Raw genomic sequence first — 20,052 nt, 5'->3', positions numbered from 1 at the left:
ATATTGGCACAATTTGAACCGATATAACTGGCACTAACCCACCGAAATACCTGGCACAAAACGATCCGTAATATCCAAATTTGTCAGTGAATATTAAGGCAGCAAATTTTCCTTCAATATTACAGTAGCGATATAATCAATTATAAGGAGTTGATTTTATCGATATGAGACTTGACATTTTATAATAGGTCATTATTGATACCAGTATTAAATCCAAACTTTAAAAGAAACTTTGAAAAATGGCTTATGGGCAATTTTGTTGAGATTTCTCCTTTAGAGCCTCATTAAACACCCGTTTGTCGGCAGGCGACATATTTGCTGTAGATATATTGAGGTATTGCCTTATAGAATCAGCAAGATCTCTACTCGCATTGGCTAAATCATCCTTTCTGATTAATTGTTGTTCGATAATTTCTTGCCATTTCAATTGTTTTTCTTTTTGATCCGGATGCAATCGCAGAGAGTCTTGGTAATAACGCATGGAGTCTGCTAGGGAAAATCGTAAATCTTTTAGATTTTTAGCTTGACAGTGGAGATCGGCTATCTTATCAAGTAACAAAAATTCCGGTTTCTTTTCTGATTGACAAGCCAAGATCAATAGAATCATAACTAAAGGGTAGAATACTTTCTTCATCTGCGCTATTGAATATTTTTGGGCCAGTTGATTTTAGTTAATACTGCATCGCCTACTGCGTACCCCACATCTAATCCATTGGTGTTGTCCATTTCAAAATGTATACCGCCATAATATCGGGAAAGTGCACATTCTGCGGCCATGTCATAAAAATTGTCATATTGTCTTGCTTCAAATCCATATTGAATCTGACTGAGGTCGGTAAATTCGTAGTTGCCATTTTCATCTGCAAATAATTCGATGAGGACTTTGATACCTGCACCTATCTCAGCGGAATGCCCAGAGATATAGGCTGGGAAAGGCGGTGTTCCGATAACGGTCTGAAAATCACTGTCGATATATCGCTGAATATAGCTGACAGGGCGAATTAATACGTAGTCGTATTTTGATTTCCAACAACTAATAAAAGCATCGTTTTCAGCTACTGCCATCATGCCGAGCCCAACTGCGGTTTTTTCTAAAGTGGCATTGGATTCCTGTAACAATTGAGTGGTAATATTGAAGGTGTGCCCAGCCGGAGTACAAGTCTGAAAAGGATCGTCGGCCCAGTATTTGGCTATGGTAATTTCTTCCTCTGTATTATTTTGAGTGACTTGAGTATATACGTCCATGGCTTGTTGATAGAATTCTGAATTGGTCTCTTTGGAAAAAGCCAGATGGGGTATAGGTTGACTATCTTCTGCTATGTTGGGAATAAAACTTCTGGTTTTGTCCCAATTGGGACTCAATGGAACTGCATTAGCTCCTGTGGGGACCCAGCAATACTCATCGTTGGGAATGGCTTCACTTTGTTTGAATGGATCCAAGTATGCTAGGTGGGCTCCATCAGTTGTACTTTTTTGGTAAATGGCTTCAGCTACAGATCGACCAAAATGCTCTGATCTCATAATTACGTCTTCTGGGACATTTTGACTTAATAGGTTTCGATTGTCTTTTTCCATAAAATACAGTCGTTCACTATTTTCATTGGTCAAATTAAGTTCAAATGATCGTCTGATTATTTGTCCCATGGCCGCATTACAAGCCAATGCCCAGTTGTATTCTAATGCTGGGTTAGGTTGGGGAAGACTGCCTTTTTCAAACCCGTCCAATTGGCCGGCTAAACTTTCTCCACCTTCAATTCCATGAACTACTGATTCGTAAGCTGTAACTCCGATGTATCCATATGCACGGGCGGCTTGGGTAGGGAAAAAACCATCGGTTGTCTGCGCGATTCGACAGGTAAGGAAAAAATAGTCCTGTAGAAATTCGCCTTCGTATTCCCTAGTCAATGGACTGACACCAACGGATGTAGGGCTGTCAATGTTTTCTTTTTGACAAGATTCTAGGGTTATTAGAATGAATATTAAAACTGCCCCATAGGAGAAATGGCGTAACTTGGATGGTTTCAACATAAAATATCGGTTGTTTTTCATGGTGTTTTGGAACTATTTTACTCAAATTCAATGGCTAAAGATAAATATATTTTTAACACCAAATGTAAAAAGGAACTGCGCATTTAGTACCAAAAACAAGTGTTTAACATTTTTTTGGTGATTTGTGGAATTATATAAACATATTTAAAATTAATACTCCAACCAATCCCGATATTGATACGATGGTTTCCATTACCGACCAAGTTTTTATAGTTTCTTTGACGGTGAGATTAAAATACTCTTTAAACATCCAGAATCCCCCGTCATTGACGTGTGAAAACATAAGACTTCCAGCACCTGTTGCCAATACCATAAGTTCAGGGCTTACACCAGTTTGACTGATGAGAGGAAAGACAATTCCGGCAGTAGTCAGTCCCGCTACAGTGGCTGATCCAACACATACCCGAATTACTGCTGCAATACCCCAGGTAAGAATCAAGGGGGAAACATCTACATCTTTTAAACCTTCAGCTATATAATCGCTGACCCCACTGTCTATCATTATTTGTTTTAATGCTCCTGCTCCAGCAATGATAAAAAGTATCATTGCAATATTTTCAACAGCAGTTTTGAGAGATTGAGAAATATCGTTCATCGACATACCTCGATTTATGCCCAATGTAAAAACGGCAACAACGATGGTAATCAACATGGCTATTATGGGGTCACTAAGGGTATATATAATACTTCCAAAAAGTGATTCACTATCGACAAACATCTTGATTATGGCTGTAAAACCCAATACGATGACTGGCAACAATGCGGTAAATACACTAATGCCTAAACTGGGCATTTCCTTGTCCGTGAAGATCTTTGGATTGTAAAATATAGCCAAGGGTTTGGGATTGTATTTCTTAAGTGTCGATGAAAATATAGGTCCCCCTAGGATAATGGCTGGTACGGCTACCACCAATCCATATATTAGAGTCAGCCCTAGATCGGCCCCGTAGTCATTGACCAAAGCCGATGGTGCTGGGTGGGGTGGAAGGTAACCGTGTGTGACGGAAAGAGCTGCCAGCATTGGCAGACCCACGTACAACAATGGCATTCGCGTACTGGCGGCTACGGTGAATACCAGTGGTACCATAATGACAAATCCCACCGAATAAAACATTGGAATGCCTATTATAAAACCGGTAAGTACCAAGGCCCATTGCAGGTATTTTATGCCAAAAGCGGCGATTAAACTATCGGATATTCGCTGCGCTGCCCCACTATCTGCTACCATTTTTCCCAACATAGCACCGAAACCTAAGATGATGACTAAAAATCCCATGACACTACCTATACCTTTCTGTATAGAATGAGAGACTGTTATAGGATCCATTCCTTCTGCAATTCCCACCCCTACCGATACGAGGATAAATGAGATAAAAGTGTTGAATTTAAAATAGCCTATTAGCAAAACCAATAGCAATATTCCAATAACGATAATAATCAGCGGCATCTTTGTTTATTTTTATGGGTTTTTCGGAAGATGCGAAAGTTAACATTTTTTGTGATAAAACTTTATCGATATTATATTTGTTTGTCGGCAATGTTTAACTTTTATTGTATTTTATTGAGAAAAAATGAGTTGATTTACTTCTGTATTTTTTAAGAAGTATGATGTTGTATGGTGTTGGTAGTCAATTGATTATGTGTGTTTTGGGTAGTGTGTTGTGTTTCTTGTAAAATAGAAAACTATTTTGTGGAATAAAATAATGTCAAATAGTTACAGGCAATTTTATATTCTATAAATGTTTCTAAAAAGTGTTATAAAAAATCTTCTTCCATCGGGAATTTGAATTCACTCTGATGATAGGATATTTAGCTAAATTGATAAGTTGTTTGTTTCTCTATTTCATTAAATTATGAAAACTTCAGTTTGGTGGACTTATTTCTCAATTATAAATGAAATTCGTCTAAAACCATCTCTCGCAGTTCCTTCTATCAAAGAATTTTCAACATAAAGCAATACACGGAAATATTCATCGCAGGTTGTTTATTTTATATGATACCCTTATAACAAACAGTCAGGCAATTTATCTGAATCTAAAGCGGTGATTGGTTGGAAAGGATCGATGATTTAGTCGTAATTGAATTAGATTGATATTGATATTGATATTGAGATTGAGATTGAGATTGAGATTGAGGTTGAGGTTCAGGTTGAGGTTTTGATTGAGGTTCAGGTTGAGGTTCAGGTTGAGGTTTTGATTGAGGTTGAGGTTGAGGTAGAAGTAAAGGATAGTAGGAACTTTCGACCACAATTGCGTAAAAAATCTTTGTTTATAGTGTAATTATCATTGTGGTTTCATAATAAGTGTGGCAATCTGATCGCTTAATTCTTCTAGAAAATCAGACCCTTGAATGGCATCTCCGGCCTTGGTGAGATTGGCTTCTCTGATCAAGATTTCTGGAATATTTAGGATGAGAGATAGATTTTCAATTTTTATTTTTTGGACTGGTGCAAGATGCCATATAAATTGATTTAAACCTGCCAGTAGACTGGCTGTGCACTGTAAAGTCCATGCGATCATATTTTGATGTAAATCATTCATTTCAGAAGCATTGATCTCTGTATAAAGCTGACAGCGGTCTGTGAATCCAAGTTTGTGCAGAGCTTTTTGAATGCCTCGGATCATTCCCATATTTAGATATATATCATGGCTAGGTCGAATCCATAGCTGAATCCGATCTTCATTTTTAAAATAATCGGCTATACGAAAGGAGGAAGGATTGATGTGGTCAATGTGAAGTGTAATTATTTTTTGATCATCTCTTGTTTTCAACAGGTTTGGATTGATTTCGATTAAAGATTCAAATTTTGTCGAAGGTAAGTCTTTGTGTTTTAGGGCAGGGGAGGAAAACCAATGAGTCAATGTATAATCTGACAGTAGGGAGGTATATTGTTGAGCTAATTCATCGGATAAATTCCAATGAAAACTATGTTTTATCGAGGAATGTTGAGGGATAGAGAAGGAAGATTGGTTTTCGGGTTGAATGTATGGAGGCAGTTCAATACTGTCTAAAGGGGAATAGTGAAAAGAAGATGGATTGCCCCCTTTCAATTCGCGTGTAAACAGTGCTTCCCAATCTTGTAGGCTGTAGTTCTTTTTCATAGACAATGTTGATAAAATATAAACAATTTACGTAATTTGATGATTAAAATTATAGTTGAATACATTAAAATAAGATAAACGTGGACCACCGAATATATTTTGACAATAATGCGACCACTCCGATGGATCCAGAAGTCTTGGAAAAGATGCTGCCTTTTTTTATAGAAAAACCTGGTAATGCCAGTAGTCGCAGTCATGCCTTTGGATGGGAGGCAAGTGCGGCTGTGGAGGAAGGTGTTCGGCATTTGGCCGATCTATTTAAGGTTGGGGAAGACGAAATAGTGCTGACCAGCGGGGCTACGGAATCTATTAATCTTGCATTGAAAGGTTTAGCCGATACTTGGAAGGGAATAAAGAATCATATCATTACCTGTGAAACGGAGCACAGTGCTGTACTCGATACTTGTGAAGCTTTGGAAAAAATGGGATGGCGATTAACCTATTTAAAAGTCGATCAACAAGGTCATATCGATTTGCAAGAATTGAAGGATAATATAGATGAACACACCCTGTGTGTGGCCATTATGTGGGCGAATAATGAAACGGGACTGATTCATCCGGTTCGCGAAATAGGAAATATTTGCAAAAAGCATCAAGTGTTTTTTATGTGTGATGCAACCCAAGCTGTGGGTAAGATAACTACACATCCCCAAGATTTGGGAATTGATTTGATGGCATTTAGTGCCCATAAATTTTATGGCCCCAAAGGAATGGGTGGTTTATATGTACGCAAATCAAAGCCTCGAGTCAAAATTCATGCTTTGATCCACGGTGGTGGCCATCAAGACAATAGAAGGAGTGGTACACTGAATGTACCTGGAATAGTGGGGATGGGGACAGCAGCTGAATTGGCCCTTCGCCAGATGAAGACCGATGAAGTGCGATTGAGAGAATTGAGAGATCATCTTGAGAATCGTTTGTTAATGGAAGTGTCAGAGACGAAGGTCAATGGCGATAGGGAGGATCGACTTCCTCATGTATCCAATGTGGTTTTTAAATATGTAGATGGTGAACAACTTATGGTTAAAATAAATAGTGTAGTGGCAGTATCTTCTGGATCTGCTTGTACTTCGGCCAATCCGGATCCCTCTCATGTGTTGCTTCACATGGGGTTGTCGGAGTTGGATGCCAAGGCTTCTATTCGATTTAGTTTGGGTAGATTCAACACTTTAGAGGAAGTAAACAAGGCAGTGGATATGGTAGTGGAGAAAGTCGCAGAGTTGAGAGCGGAGAGTCCATTATGGCAAATGTTTCAAGCCGGTGTAGATTTGGAGATATAGTGCTATCTTTGTAAAAGTAAATGAATGGTGATTTTCTGGATGAATTGAACCGGAGAGGAGGTTTTTTTGTTGAACAGGAGAGTTGTATTTAAAAGTGTAAAAACAATCGTATGTTATTTGTTGGAGACAGTGCGAAAGAGAAAATAATGGAAATTAAAGGAGCTGGTGAAATTACAGACAACCATTTTGTAAGAGTAAGCGTCATCAGCGGGGGTTGTTCCGGTCTATCTTATAAGATGGATTTTGATACCGAATTGGCCAAAGACGATCAAGTGTTTGAGGACAACGGTGTGAAAATAGTAACTGATCTAAAGAGTTTTTTATATCTCTGTAATACTAAATTGGAATTTGCCGGTGGACTGACGGGCAAGGGATTTTATTTTGACAATCCCAATGCGGCTAGATCCTGTGGTTGCGGTGAGAGTTTCTCATTGTAAGTCTTTTTAAATGAAGAATTTTATGTGATGGATTGAAAATTGGCTGGGTTTTGCAATAGACTGGCAGAAAATTTAGTATAAATATTTTTGCTTTATTATCTTGTGTATTAAAATTTGAATATGTTACTCACTAAGCATCTGTATTTTTCAATCTTTTTTTATGTTATCCTCGGTATATTTCTATCGAGTTGCTCGAGAAATCCTGTGACGGGTAAGAAAGAACTCAGTTTTATGAGTGAATCGCAGGAAAGAGCTCTGGGTTTGCAATCCGATCCTCAGGTAGTCACTGAATTTGGATTATACGACGATCAGGCCATTCAAGATTTTATCAACGAAAAGGGACAGGAAATGGTTAAGGTTTCCCATCGAGCCAGTCTTCCCTTTGAATTCAAAGTACTCAATTCCTCTGTTGTCAATGCATTTGCCCTGCCAGGTGGATTTGTCTATTTTACACGTGGGATATTGGCCCATTTTAACAATGAAGCCGAATTTGCCGGTGTATTGGGCCACGAAATAGGTCATGTTACCGCTCGACATGGTGCCCAACAGTATACCCAACAAATGTTGTCTCAGATAGGATTTATTGCCGGTATGGTTATATCACCTACAGTGAGGCAGTTTGCCAATGAAATATCCCAAGGTATCCAATTGATGATGTTGAGCAATAGTAGGGCAGATGAGAGTCAGTCTGATGAGTTGGGTGTAGAGTATTCGACCAAAGTGGGATATGATGCCGACTACATGGCTGGATTTTTCACCACTTTGAGCCGATTGGGAAAGAGTTCTGGAGCCAGTGAGATTCCAGATTTTTTGTCTACCCACCCCAATCCCGACGATCGTCATGACAAGGTATTGGAGTTGGCCAACAACTGGAAGTCTAAAGTGAATGCTGCACCATATAAAGTTGAGCGAAATTCTTATCTAGAGTTGATTGATGGCATTATGTATGGCGATAATCCCAGAGAAGGCTTTACTGAGAACAATGTTTTCTATCATCCCGATTTGAAATTCACCTATCCTTATCCCAGTGGATGGCAATTGGTGAATTCCCCTTCACAAGTACAGATTGTGGGTGCAGAAGGTAATGCAATGATGATTATGTCATTGGCTCAGGGCAGTTCACTAAAGGAGGCGGCTGATGGATTTATAGAGCAATATCAATTGCAGTTGGTAGAAAGCGGCAGTAAAAATGTCAATGGATATCCTGCCTACCAAATTGTAGCCGATCAAGTGAACCAAGAAGCACCGGAACAAAGTGCTAGACTTCTTGCATATTTTTATCAAGATACTGAACACGATTTGATCTATCAAATCTTGGGGGTTTCCGCTAAAACTACATTTAATCAGTACTCTAACTATTTTCTCTTTACTTTGGACAACTTTAAAAAATTGACAGACTCTGAGAAATTAAATGTTCAGCCCGAACGGATTAAAGTAGTTCAGGTTCCTTTTGGCATGACGGTGGAAAATGCCTTTAGGAAATACAATATACCGACAGATAGATTCGAGGAGTTTGCCGTCTTAAATAATATGAATCTCACTGATAAACTAGAAACCAATCAATACCTCAAGGTTGTTGAAAAATATACTATAAATAAATAGAAAATTATTTATAGAAAAATAGAATTTGTAATTCACTACTAAAAAGGCCTTTCATTTCGAAAGGCCTTTTTAGTAGTGGTATGAGTAGGTAGGGTTTCGAGATAGAATAATCTGAAATGCTGTAGTATTAAATGCCAGTCATTGTTAGGGCTTAATGATATCTTTGTTTAATACGTATTTTCTAGATTTGGATTCCTTCTTCGACGGAAAGTCCTTGGGTATAGCTTGACTAACCATTCCCGTGGCTGCCCATTCGACTCCTCTGGTAAAGGAAACAATAAAACCCACACTTTCAATGGATTCTGTGTCGTGACCTAGTGTCGTATGAAATACTCTGCCCTTGCCATAATCAATGGTCATTAATACGGGTTCGTGTCGATCCGTTGGGGCATTGGCCGACTGATCCTTACCTGTAGCCAGTACCGTCATATTTTCTGCTGGGCCTCTCAATTTGGCATAACACTCATCTTTTGTGGTCATCCACTGTAGGGGCATATCTTTGGTTATAGGGTGATTGGGCTCTCGAATAGTTATGGGGATTTCTAATCGATGACCATGGGCTCCCGCTTTTCCAGGTGAATTGTCTCTAATCAATTTTCCATCATTATTGTAATAGACATAAGGACCATGAGATTCATCTCTATCACCCCATCCTCCTATTCCAATCATTTGGTTGTATTCCAACCAATTGGGAAATGAATTATCGGCGGCGTGTACAGACACAAAACCACCTCCTTTTCTAATGAATTTTTCAAATTTACACTGGGTCTTATCCGACCAATCGGCTGCATTCCATCCAAAATTGGAAACAATAACATCATATTTTCTAAATTTGGGAGCAAAGTCGGCATCCATTTTGGGCTTGCTCAAATCCTCTGATACCCCAGCCTGGGCTAATGGAAGATATTCACTTTCTGTTTCTGCATTCCATGTATAATTTGTGCGCTCTATATCTACGGTAAACAGTCCGGTTTCTTCCAAATACTGCTTCATCATTATGGTCGATTTGGGCCATACCTTGTGATTGTTTTGTCCGTCGATAATGAGGACCTTAATTTGTCCATATCCCATAAAACTCGATAACAATAAAGAAGCTAGAATCAAAGACTTAAAGTATCGATAATTTTTTGGAGTTGAGTGGGGGAGACAAATGGTTTTATTAAAAAAATTCATATTTGTAAGTTGATGTTATTAAAAGATAGATGAGATATGATTCTTCCTAATTTTAGTGCAATAATCTGTAATCCACATCAATTTAACTCAAAATGAGTTAAATTGATGGTAAATATCTAAAAAAACCACTTTTATGTCTGAATATTTTTGAATTAGTCTAAGATGAATGAAGTAAAGCGATGAATATCAGGATGTTTGTTATTTGTTTTGCTGTTGTGTAAATAAGTGAAATATAATTATGTAAATATTTGTTTGTGTTATGTATTAATATGATTTTTATTGTTCGGCGGAGGAAATTTTAATGCTGTGTATGGAGACCGGAATTATATCTTGTCTTCCTATCAGTTGTTATAGGTGAAAGTATATAAACTATCCGAAGAAATATAAATGTAATTCGTATGTGATACCGGAGTATAGTGACTCCGGTATTTAACACACTATATAGGTTGATATCTATGTATATCCAGATGGATGGCTGCTAGAAAAATTGATGATATGGCCTATATTCTGCCAGCTTCTTTACTGCTGCCGCCATCTCTTTTTCTATTTTTAATCTTATTGTTGCCAAACATATATGAGAAACTCAATTTGATTTGTTGGCTATCCCAGTGGCCTGATGAACGTACATCAAATGTTCCTACGTCGCTATGTGTCTTCCAATTCATGGAATTGAATATGTCAGTAATGCCCAATTTTATATTTGCCTGGTCGTTGAATATCTTTTTTTGAACTCCAGCATTTATACCCCATGTCTCGTGAAGAATAAATTGCCCGCCCCATGCCGATGGACTCTGATAATATCCGTCAATCTCCAATGACCACTCCTTGGGCAATTGAAAATTGTGCTGACTGTAGATTTGCATCGTATTTGAGGTCAATGAATTTTCCTGACCTGTGATTATCTCACCCTTTGATTCGCGGTGATACAACAATAGATTGGTATAAGAAGTCCACCATTCAGTAATCGGTATACCCGCACTAATGTTCCACGAAAGATCGTATTGAGAAGATAAATTTTTATAGGTTTGGAAGGCTGCATTTTCTTCGGTCAATTGAACGATATCAGAAATCATGTCGGTGGTTTGACTGTAGGAGAGCGATGTGGTAATACTTTGCAATAAGGTATAGCCCAGCGATATTTTATTGCTGTATTCTGGAGTTAAAAATGGATTCCCTTTTTGATAGCTTAACTCATCTAATTTAAATTCAAATGGATTTAATGATTTGTAATTGGGACGATTGATGCGTCGACTATAATTTAGTTGGGCAACGTGGTTTTCATTGATGGTATATGTAAGACCGAAAGAGGGGAAGAAGTCAATATATTTTTTACTGACCTTGTCCAAATCTGACTGCTGGTTACTGATTAAGTTTCCAGTGGATTTTGTGTGTTCCATCCTTAACCCAGCTTGAACAGCCCAACGATGAAACTTTTGATTAAAACTGGCATAAGTTGCCCAGACTTCTTCCTGGTATTCAAATTGATTAGATCGATCGAGATTTTCAATTTTCTGATCATTGATTACATTGAAATAGTTAAAAGTATTATCCGTCGATACATTGGACCACTTCATCCCCAATCCTATCTTGCCATCGCCTAGACTTCTTTCATAATCAGATTTTAAGGTGTAAATATCGATGTCTGAATGATTGTCAATAAAATATTTGTTTTGTTGTAAGATGTAATTCTCTTCACTATTCCAATAGGTATTGGGTAGGTTTTGCATGGCGCCATTACCATATTTGCCATAGTCGGCATCGATACTCCAGACCGTCTCATGATCACCGGTGTGCATATAATTGAGGTTGTATGAAGTATTTTGATTGTCAGATCGACTATCTCCATCTGAGATTAGGATGCTGTCGATTTCTGTTGGACTCGAACTGATTTCTGCTCTGGAGTATTTGTCTATATTATTGTCGCTTAATCCACCATGGACCATAAAACCTAGGACATTGTTTTTATTGATATCGTAATCGAGACCAGCTTTGTAATTCCAACCTTTGGCTCTACTTAGGGATTGAAATGTCTGATCGAAAACAATACCGTCTTGAGCTCTATAGATAAGTTGGGTATTGGGATCTGAACTGTCGTAATAGCTCAATGAACCAAAGGCGTTAAATTGGTTGACTTTCCAGTTGGATTGAATATTGCCATTGTATACCGCTTCTTCTCCTTGTCGGTAACTCAATGCCATATTGGTATTTTGGCCGTTCTTTATATTCTTCTTTAAGACGATATTGATAATGCCGGCATTGCCTTCAGCATCGTATTTGGCGGAAGGTTGCGATATTAATTCTATCTTTTGGATTTCTTCCGAAGGAATTGACTTGAGGTATTGTCCGAGTTGGTCACCATTTAAAGGTGATTTTTTGCCATTGATATAAATTCTTATTCCACTTCGTCCCAACAAACTAATATTGTCATTTTGGTCTACCATAACCCCAGGTGATTTTCTCAGTAATTCGAGGGCATTATTGCCAGATGCATTGATGCTCCCAGCTACATTTAATACCATTTTATCTGGTTTTACTTCCAATAAGGGGCGCTTAGCTGTTACCACCAGTTCGTCGAGCATGGCACCAGAAACATTTAAAGATATAGTTGAAAAATCTTTGCTCGCTTCTTTATCATTTAAAGAGAAACTAGTAGAAGTAAAATCTTGGTAGCCCACATATGAAATGTGTAGATAATAGCTGTCAGGTTCGGATACATTGAGAATAAAACTTCCATCTTCGGCCGAATAGTCCATGGTGGCCATGGTGGAATCTACACTTTTATGTAATATAATGTTGGCAAAGGGGAGGGCTTCATCGGAGTCGTCGGTCAAACGACCGGATACCGTGAAGGTTGATTGTGCTATAATGGAAAATGATGTAAATAAAAATAGAATGACAATTTGCACTCGTTTGTAAAGCATGATGGTTATTATTTGTTTGGATTTAAAAAATACCCTGCTAGGACGGCCGACAACCTTAAAAAGTTGCTGCCGTTGGTAGAGTATTTTGTTCTGTTCGTCGTGTTTTTAAGGCTAAAGGCGGAATTTTTAAGGGTTTTTGCCACTGAATGTAGGATATGAATCGAATATCCATTAAATCCTTACCATAATTTAGAGAGTGATATTTTGGTGAAAATATTCAAATCAAGGAGTGTCTAAATCTATGATTGAATTATCCTTTGGCTACGATATAGCTTTGGCATGATTTAAAATATATTAACCACTCACTTGACCACTCACTTGACCACTCACTTGACCACTCACTTCACCATGAATCTCGTGCATGGATCTTGGGTAAGAAGATTCAATATCTTTTGCTTATTGGGCAGAAAATGGAGAAATAAAAATCACAAATAAAATGCATTTGGTATTTGATAACCTCGGCAAGCAATGTCCATTAAAACTCTGATGATTCGTGAAAAACTAATCCGGGATAATTATCCTGCGCCATTTTCAATGACCAGGCTGTCTCAGCCAGATAGACCAAGTTGCCGTCTTTGTCTTTGGCAATGTCCTTCATTTTTCTTTTCTCAAAATCTTTAAACTCCTCTTTGTTATTGACTTCTATCCACAGGGCTTTGTGAATATTGACGGCTTGATAGTCACAATTGGCTCCGTATTCATGATCTAACCGGTATTTGATTACATCAAATTGCAGAGCGCCCACCGTACCGATAATTTTTTGCGAACCCATGATTTTTACAAATAACTGAGCTACCCCTTCATCCATCAGTTCTCTCAATCCTTTGTCCAATTGTTTAAAACGCATTGGATCTTTGTTGATCACATATCTAAACAGTTCTGGAGAGAACCGAGGAATACCCTTAAACTGAAGACTTTCTCCTTCTGTCAGAGAATCCCCGATCTTAAAATTGCCCGAATCGTATAAACCTACGATATCTCCGGGATAAGATTCTTCTACCAATTCCTTTTTGGATGCCATAAAGGTGGTGGGGTTGGAAAATCTAATTTTGGAATTTTTTCTAACGTGATGGTAGAATTTATTTCGTTCAAATTTGCCAGAACAAATCCTCAAAAAGGCAATTCGATCTCTGTGATTGGGATCCATATTGGCGTGGATCTTAAATATAAACCCTGTTAGTTGTTCTTCTGATGGAATAACCGTCCTTTCTTCGGCCACTCTTGCCAGGGGATTGGGAGCGATTTGAACAAAGCAATCCAGGAGCTCCTTCACTCCAAAATTGTTAATCGCCGATCCAAAAAATACTGGACATTGTTCTCCTTTGAGATAGAGGTCTTTTTCAAATGGATCATATATTCCAGTAACCATTTCCAGTTCTTCAATCAATTCTTCAGCAGCATCCTGTCCGATATATTCGGTAAGATTTTCTATTGTAGGGTCGGTCACTGTAATACTTTCTTCATCAAGTTGCTGACCATGGGGATTGAATAGGACGAGTTGTTTCTCGAATATATTGTACACCCCCTTAAATCGTTGTCCCATGCCTATGGGCCAACTCAAGGGCAGTACGTTGAGTCCTAGTTTTTCCTCTACTTCGTCCATTAAGTCGACCGGGTCTTTCCCCTCGCGATCCAGTTTATTGATAAAAACGATGATGGGGATATTCCTCATTCTAGAGACCTGAACCAACTTCTCGGTTTGAGATTCCACCCCTTTTGCCACATCGATGACTACAATCACGGAGTCCACTGCAGAAAGCGTTCGGTAGGTGTCTTCGGCAAAATCTTTGTGACCAGGTGTATCCAATATATTGATGTTGAGATCCATATATTCAAACCCCATCACTGAGGTGGCCACGGAGATCCCCCGCTGCTTTTCGATTTCCATAAAATCGGAAGTTGCGTGTTTCTTTATTTTATTGGATTTAACTGCACCTGCCGTTTGGATGGCTCCTCCAAATAACAAAAGCTTTTCTGTCAGTGTGGTTTTACCTGCATCCGGGTGAGAAATAATGCCAAATGTCTTTCGTTTTTCAATCTCTTTCTGTATGCTCATCGATTAGATCCGTTTTTTACGGCTGCAAAGGTATTGGATTTTATTGAAATCATCCTACTAGCTATTATACCTTATTTGTATTGATATTCTGGAAGCTAAGAAAGGGTTAGTTAATAGGATGATTCAATAGCGATTTACCATTTTTTTTTAGTGAATTTTTCCGACATTTTATCCGCCATCGAGGAAATGTGGTCGAATCCATTTTCTACAATTCGTTCGATGTTTTTTAAATCCACAGGTTCTCCCTTCATGCGAAGTCTATCTATAGATGTTCTCGCCTCTGGCATTATGGCCCATAGTATGAGGTATAATATGATACCGGCTCCTCCGGTGAGGGTAAATACCACTATGGCCAGTCGAAGCCAGATGGGGTCTTGGATACCGAAGTAGGCAGATACTCCGGCGCATACACCTGCAATTACTTTTTCTTGAGGATCGCGGTAGAGTTTTTTGTTATAATTGCCTTGTTTCGAATCTCCAGTATATATTTTTTCATCGAAATCATCATCGTCTACACCGTCATCAAACTGGTCGGCAGTACCCATGACATTAATGGCGTATCTTACATCGTCGATATTAGCTATTTTACGACTTCCCATTTTTTCTTCTATGAGTTCAGCCATTCTAAGTTCGATATCGCTGATGATTTCCTCGGCGTATTCGGATTTGCCAAAATATTGGTCCAAGTCCATTAGGTAATTTTCAAGCATTTCAGCTGCATCTGCATCTGCTGCAATCGGTAATCCACCTAGGTTAAGATATTCTATTTTATTCATTGTTCGATTTGTTTATAACGTTTGAAAAATTGACGGCCTGTGATAAATCTTTCCACACCGTATTGAGTTCTTCTCTCAGTTGAGACCCTTGTTCAGTGATTTTATAATACTTTCTCGGAGGTCCCCCTGTAGATTCTTGCCATTCATAAGTAAGATATCCCTCTCTTTTAAGGCGGTTTAGCAGCGGATATAATGTGCCTTCGACCACAATCAATTGATTGTTTTTCAATTGTTTGATGATGTCAGACGGGTACATGGTAGATTCAGCTAGTATGCCAAGCACACATAGCTCCAGCACTCCTTTGCGCATCTGCGCTTTCATATTTTCGATCTTCATGTAATTCTAATTTTAGGTAATGAATACAGCTGTGTTTTAAATACAATTCAAATATATGATTCATATAGTACTTTGTAAAGCATAATACCTTTTTATAGATAGTCTTTTAGATCAATGACTATAAATATCCGATAAAAACGTGAAATTGACTAAAAACAATGACGGTGTTTCAGTAGAAATCTGTGATTTAATGCAAAATAAAGGGATATTCAAGACATTTATTTCGATTTATATGAAGATTGTTAGGTTTAATTAATACCGAATGCATATTAAAATGATTGAATGAAGTGGGACTTTGGGCAACTCCATTCAGCCATTTCGGCGTCATCTTCAAACTGAATATGGCTATTCTCTGACCATATCCACTTGGTCAATACCCAAGAATGTGCAGTGAAATAAATGCTTATCCCTATAAGAAATCGAATAATACAGGGAGGTTAAGCTGAGGTCACGGTCTCGGATCCGATATTTTTCTCCCCATTGCCATTGATGTTTTTTGACATCTTATCCTTAATTAAATAATAAGTCATCACCAAACTGGTAATAATGATAACATATAATACGATACCTGGCTTTACCTGTGGGTCAATGAATTTGTCTGGTATCTGAAAAAATAACAATATGGTTACCAATCCACGAGGTGCGATATAGATTTCAGGATAAAAATTGGATTTGGCGAAGAAATACAACATGATAGCTCTGAAAATAAATATACAGCTGACTACTGCTAGGCTGATAAGGAAAACTTCTAAATTCAATAAGTTGGCTATGTCTATCGTCATCCCAAAAACTACAAAAAAGAAGGTTCTCACCAAGAATGCAGACTCCAAAGTGATGAGGTGAAATTCCTTTTCTATCTTACTGATACTATTGGTATCTATTCCATATTTTTTAAAAAAATTGGAAAACTTACTGTGGTTGGACAAAGCCAATCCAAAAACCAAGATAATAATGAGGGGGGATAAATGAAAGAGTTTCCCCAAACTGTACAACAGTATAAGGTTGGCCGTAAGTAGAAATAACTTTGTCTGACTCTTAAGGTCCTTAAATAAATATATCAATATAATACTGGCTACCAAAGCCACGATGATGGTCATTATTAGGCTGATAAAAAACTGAGATGTAGCTCTCATTCCGCCTTCTTCTAGAAATGAAATGACAAAATAGAACAATAAGATACCTAGGATATCGGAAAATGCCGATTCGTAAATCATAAATTCTTTGGTGTCGATTTCCAATCCAGTAACACTGGGGATAATAATGGCACTCGACATGATAGTCAATGGAGTGGCATATAAAAAGGCAATGCCAAAGGATAGATCCAATTGACTATATAGAAAATATGCCACGGCAAAGGTCGTAGCGATTAGACAGAGAAAGGCTATGAGCAGGGAACTGATAATTAATGGATATTTTTCCTTGGAAAGTTCCAAGTCCAACGCAGCTTCAAGTACTATCATGATTAGTCCGACAATACCCAGTATTTCCAAATAAGGCATGAGATTGGGTACTTCGTAATTTGCCTGTTCCACACCAAATTTCAATAGCATACCGGTAATGATAAGTAACAGAACCGATGGGATATTGGTGCGCTCAGATAGTTTATTAAAAAAATAGCTGAAGATTAAAATAATAGAGGCGAAGATTAGCAAAACATAAGGGTTTGATAAATCGAATCCTCCTGCTACGGCAAAAAATGGTGAAATCATTTAGGTCGTATTTTTATAATATTTCAATTACTTTGGCTATTTCCTACAATTTGAAGCAATCGTTGTTGAATTTATTTTCAGGATAAATATAATTATTTAATTTCATCGCTTTAAAATTCCGACGTCAAAGAAATTTAAATTTAAAGAAATGAAAATATTTTACTCAGAATTTGTCAAAGATTATAGCAGTTATACGTTCTCATATGCACCCTATGCGATATATGAGCCGAGTGTTGACTTTTCAGAGATTTACGCCAATGGATTCCTCCCCTATACTGGAAATATAGAGTTGAATCACTATTTATACTATATGGCTAGGAGCATACGCATTTCACTAAAGGATTTTGCACCGAGTTCCGAGAATCGACGAGTAGGTAGAAAGTTTGAAGCCTATACTTTTGAAAAAACATTGACTCCAATTGCCGATTTTGATATAGAAAATGAAGAATTTTTGAAGTTTTGTTCCGATTATGGAGCCGCTAGATTCAAAGGTGGAGCCATGCCGGTCGATCGATTGTTGTATATCTTGCGCTCACCATTGTTGACTCACATTCTCACCTATAGTTATGAAGGTGAAAATCTAGGTTATATTTTTCTCTGCAAGGATGATAAAATGATGCATTACTGGTTTAGTTTTTTCTCCTTAACCGAATTTTCAGATCTACCACTGGGTAAGTACTTAATGCTGGAAACCATCCTCTACGGTCAAGAACAGTCGTTGGATTACTGTTATTTGGGCACTTGTTATGGCCAACATTCTCTGTACAAGGTCAGAGATTTTAAAGCGGTCGAATACAGTGAAGGTCAAGTGTGGAGCAGCGATGTTAAAACATTGAAATTGCGCTGTAAGGCCGATGATGAAGCCGTTGTTCTCGATGCTTTTAAGAAAAAAGACGCTGATGAAGCCAATCGGTTTTTGGAAGAATTAATCGACTCTAAATAAAAATTATGAAACTGACTTGGCATAGAATGGTGTATCCATTGCGCTATCCCTTTAAATTGTCCTATGGGACTTACACGGAGAGATTGAGTTATTGGGTAAGATTGGAGCAAGGCGATGGTATCGCTTGGGGAGAGCTGAGTTTGGTACCGTATTACAACAAGAGTGAAGCCGATATTCAAGAGCAATTGCAATTGATTCAGCGAATACTGGAAACGAAAACGGATGATTGGACGCCTGCTGCCTTGTACGATGAAATCCACGATATGGAGAGCCCTATTGATCCCTTTGTGTTGTCGGCAGTAGATACGGCATTGTACGATTTGTATGGACAATTGACCGGTCAACCCATTTGGCAGATTGTAGGGGGGAGTCAATCGGTGAGTGTCGAGTCGAGTTTGACTGTGACGCAAGACGACTGGCGGGAGAAATTATCTTGGCAATGGCCATCTTTAAAACTTAAAATGGGATTTGAAGGTGATATTGATTTAATCCGTCAGATAAGAGAGGAGTATGATGGCAGTTTGCGCATTGACGCCAATGGTGGCTGGATACGGTCTGACCTGCCTGCGAATTTGGATGTTTTATCTTCCCTTGGAGTTGATTTGGTAGAACAACCCTTGGCCAAAGATCGCGATATTGATCTCGATGGCATTGACACTTCCATGATTTTGGTGGCTGATGAAAGCTTTCAGGGTATCGATGATATAGAAAGGCTTCAGCCCTATTATAAGGTCATCAATATTAAGTTACAAAAATGCGGAGGGATTACTCCAGCACTTCGCATCATATCTAAGGCCAAATCCTTGGGATTTCAAGTGATGGCTGGTTGTATGACGGAATCCTCCATTGGTATAGGGGCCATGTGTCATTTGGGAGGTCACTTTAATTATATCGATTTAGATGGAGAATATATTATAAATATAGATCAAGGTGTTGACCCCTTTGTGGTGCGAGGAAAAATTCATTTATCCGATCAACCGGGTTTGGGTAAATCCTTTAATGGGATATTGAAGGTTTAATAGCTGGTTTTAATGGATGGATTTATTTTGAAAAACATCCATAGAAAGGGTATCAATGATTATGACCTGTGTATGGTATATATAAAAATCCAAACCATATATTAATACGTATTACGTTGTAGTCACGCCTGGGGTGGGTGACTGAATGCAGTTGCACGAAGTGCAACCCAATTGTAAGCGACCAAGTAATTACGTCTTTATGCAGTAATTAATCGAGATAAAACTTTTGTAAAATGAACAGCTTAATTAATTTGTTTTATCATAGAATACTCAATCATTCTTGATAATGTCCCCCGCTGGCGGGGGTGCCAGAAAGGCGGGGGTGGAAAAAAAACTGACTCGTCCTAAAAAAAGCTTACAGTTTTAATTAATAATCCTATAATAGATTCACAGTTCGATTTAAATCATAAACTTGCTTATCAATTTGAAATAGAAAGAGATCAAAATTTGAAAAGACTTGGTTTAACAATAAAGAAATAATTTGTTTGGTATGCTCTAGATTGCATCGATAAAAGGATTGTAATTATACTGGGATGGATCGATAAAATTCACAGATCCACCCCCCTAACCCCTAATGGCACTAATTTAAATAAATTAATTATCTTAGTGTTTATAAAAAATGTAGCTATAATGAAACTAAATAGATCAC

16 protein-coding genes are annotated in these 20,052 nt (G+C 38.1%); 5 read left to right on the top strand and 11 right to left on the bottom strand.

All coding sequences use genetic code 11. The annotated features are described in order from the left end of the window. Positions 1 to 244 precede the first annotated feature (244 nt). From LVD51_RS19255 to LVD51_RS19235, 5 genes are all read right to left on the bottom strand, one after another. The gene (locus tag LVD51_RS19255; protein WP_236973009.1) at positions 245 to 634 is read right to left on the bottom strand and encodes a hypothetical protein; all 390 of its coding nucleotides are present in this window, start codon (positions 632 to 634) and stop codon (positions 245 to 247) included. Between the two features lie 5 nt (positions 635 to 639). Then, positions 640 to 2,049, bottom strand: a complete 1,410-nt coding sequence (locus tag LVD51_RS19250) for a vanadium-dependent haloperoxidase (RefSeq protein WP_236973008.1) — start codon at positions 2,047 to 2,049, stop codon at positions 640 to 642. 130 nt (positions 2,050 to 2,179) lie between these two features. Beyond that, positions 2,180 to 3,496: a gluconate:H+ symporter gene (locus LVD51_RS19245; RefSeq protein ID WP_236973007.1), complete on the bottom strand. Its 1,317-nt coding sequence runs from the start codon at positions 3,494 to 3,496 to the stop codon at positions 2,180 to 2,182. Between the two features lie 577 nt (positions 3,497 to 4,073). Beyond that, positions 4,074 to 4,298: a hypothetical protein gene (locus LVD51_RS19240; RefSeq protein ID WP_236973006.1), complete on the bottom strand. Its 225-nt coding sequence runs from the start codon at positions 4,296 to 4,298 to the stop codon at positions 4,074 to 4,076. Positions 4,299 to 4,331: 33 nt separating this feature from the next. Beyond that, positions 4,332 to 5,150, bottom strand: coding sequence for a hypothetical protein (locus tag LVD51_RS19235; protein ID WP_236973005.1), 819 nt, complete (start codon positions 5,148 to 5,150; stop codon positions 4,332 to 4,334). 80 nt (positions 5,151 to 5,230) lie between these two features. Between LVD51_RS19235 and LVD51_RS19230 the strand changes: the two genes are divergently transcribed. From LVD51_RS19230 to LVD51_RS19220, 3 genes are all read left to right on the top strand, one after another. Next, positions 5,231 to 6,430 carry a cysteine desulfurase family protein gene (locus LVD51_RS19230; RefSeq protein WP_236973004.1) on the top strand — a complete coding sequence of 400 codons (1,200 nt, stop codon included), beginning with the start codon at positions 5,231 to 5,233 and terminating at the stop codon, positions 6,428 to 6,430. A 110-nt stretch (positions 6,431 to 6,540) separates the two neighbouring features. Continuing rightward, positions 6,541 to 6,867 carry a HesB/IscA family protein gene (locus tag LVD51_RS19225; RefSeq protein ID WP_236973003.1) on the top strand — a complete coding sequence of 109 codons (327 nt, stop codon included), beginning with the start codon at positions 6,541 to 6,543 and terminating at the stop codon, positions 6,865 to 6,867. Positions 6,868 to 6,987: 120 nt separating this feature from the next. Next, entirely contained in the window at positions 6,988 to 8,469 is a 1,482-nt protein-coding gene (locus LVD51_RS19220; protein WP_236973002.1) for a M48 family metalloprotease, read from the top strand. 144 nt (positions 8,470 to 8,613) lie between these two features. Here LVD51_RS19220 and LVD51_RS19215 read toward each other — a convergent pair whose 3' ends face one another. The 6 genes from LVD51_RS19215 to LVD51_RS19190 all read right to left on the bottom strand — a co-directional run bounded on the left by LVD51_RS19215 (position 8,614) and on the right by LVD51_RS19190 (position 17,441). Next, positions 8,614 to 9,540: a ThuA domain-containing protein gene (locus LVD51_RS19215; RefSeq protein ID WP_394803196.1), complete on the bottom strand. Its 927-nt coding sequence runs from the start codon at positions 9,538 to 9,540 to the stop codon at positions 8,614 to 8,616. Positions 9,541 to 10,142: 602 nt separating this feature from the next. After that, positions 10,143 to 12,563, bottom strand: a complete 2,421-nt coding sequence (locus LVD51_RS19210) for a TonB-dependent receptor domain-containing protein (RefSeq protein ID WP_236973000.1) — start codon at positions 12,561 to 12,563, stop codon at positions 10,143 to 10,145. A 475-nt stretch (positions 12,564 to 13,038) separates the two neighbouring features. Then, positions 13,039 to 14,619, bottom strand: a complete 1,581-nt coding sequence (locus LVD51_RS19205; protein ID WP_236972999.1) for a peptide chain release factor 3 — start codon at positions 14,617 to 14,619, stop codon at positions 13,039 to 13,041. Between the two features lie 134 nt (positions 14,620 to 14,753). Then, positions 14,754 to 15,395 carry a PspC domain-containing protein gene (locus tag LVD51_RS19200; protein ID WP_236972998.1) on the bottom strand — a complete coding sequence of 214 codons (642 nt, stop codon included), beginning with the start codon at positions 15,393 to 15,395 and terminating at the stop codon, positions 14,754 to 14,756. After that, on the bottom strand, positions 15,388 to 15,732 hold the full coding sequence (locus tag LVD51_RS19195; protein ID WP_394803195.1) for a PadR family transcriptional regulator: 345 nt from the start codon (positions 15,730 to 15,732) through the stop codon (positions 15,388 to 15,390). Before LVD51_RS19195 ends, LVD51_RS19200 begins: the two co-directional genes overlap by 8 nt. A 437-nt stretch (positions 15,733 to 16,169) precedes the next feature. Further along, positions 16,170 to 17,441, bottom strand: coding sequence for a cation:proton antiporter domain-containing protein (locus LVD51_RS19190; protein ID WP_236972996.1), 1,272 nt, complete (start codon positions 17,439 to 17,441; stop codon positions 16,170 to 16,172). Between the two features lie 148 nt (positions 17,442 to 17,589). Between LVD51_RS19190 and LVD51_RS19185 the strand changes: the two genes are divergently transcribed. Beyond that, complete coding sequence (locus LVD51_RS19185; protein ID WP_236972995.1) at positions 17,590 to 18,384, top strand: hypothetical protein; 795 nt, start codon at positions 17,590 to 17,592, stop codon at positions 18,382 to 18,384. A gap of 5 nt (positions 18,385 to 18,389) precedes the next feature. Next, positions 18,390 to 19,403: a dipeptide epimerase gene (locus LVD51_RS19180; RefSeq protein ID WP_236972994.1), complete on the top strand. Its 1,014-nt coding sequence runs from the start codon at positions 18,390 to 18,392 to the stop codon at positions 19,401 to 19,403. Positions 19,404 to 20,052 lie beyond the last annotated feature (649 nt).

It is taken from the genome of Membranihabitans marinus (assembly GCF_021729155.1).
GTDB classification, from domain to species: Bacteria; Bacteroidota; Bacteroidia; order Chitinophagales; family Saprospiraceae; genus Membranihabitans; species Membranihabitans marinus.
Note: the sequence above shows the minus strand (reverse complement) of the source record. Positions and strands in the feature narration are given on the sequence as shown.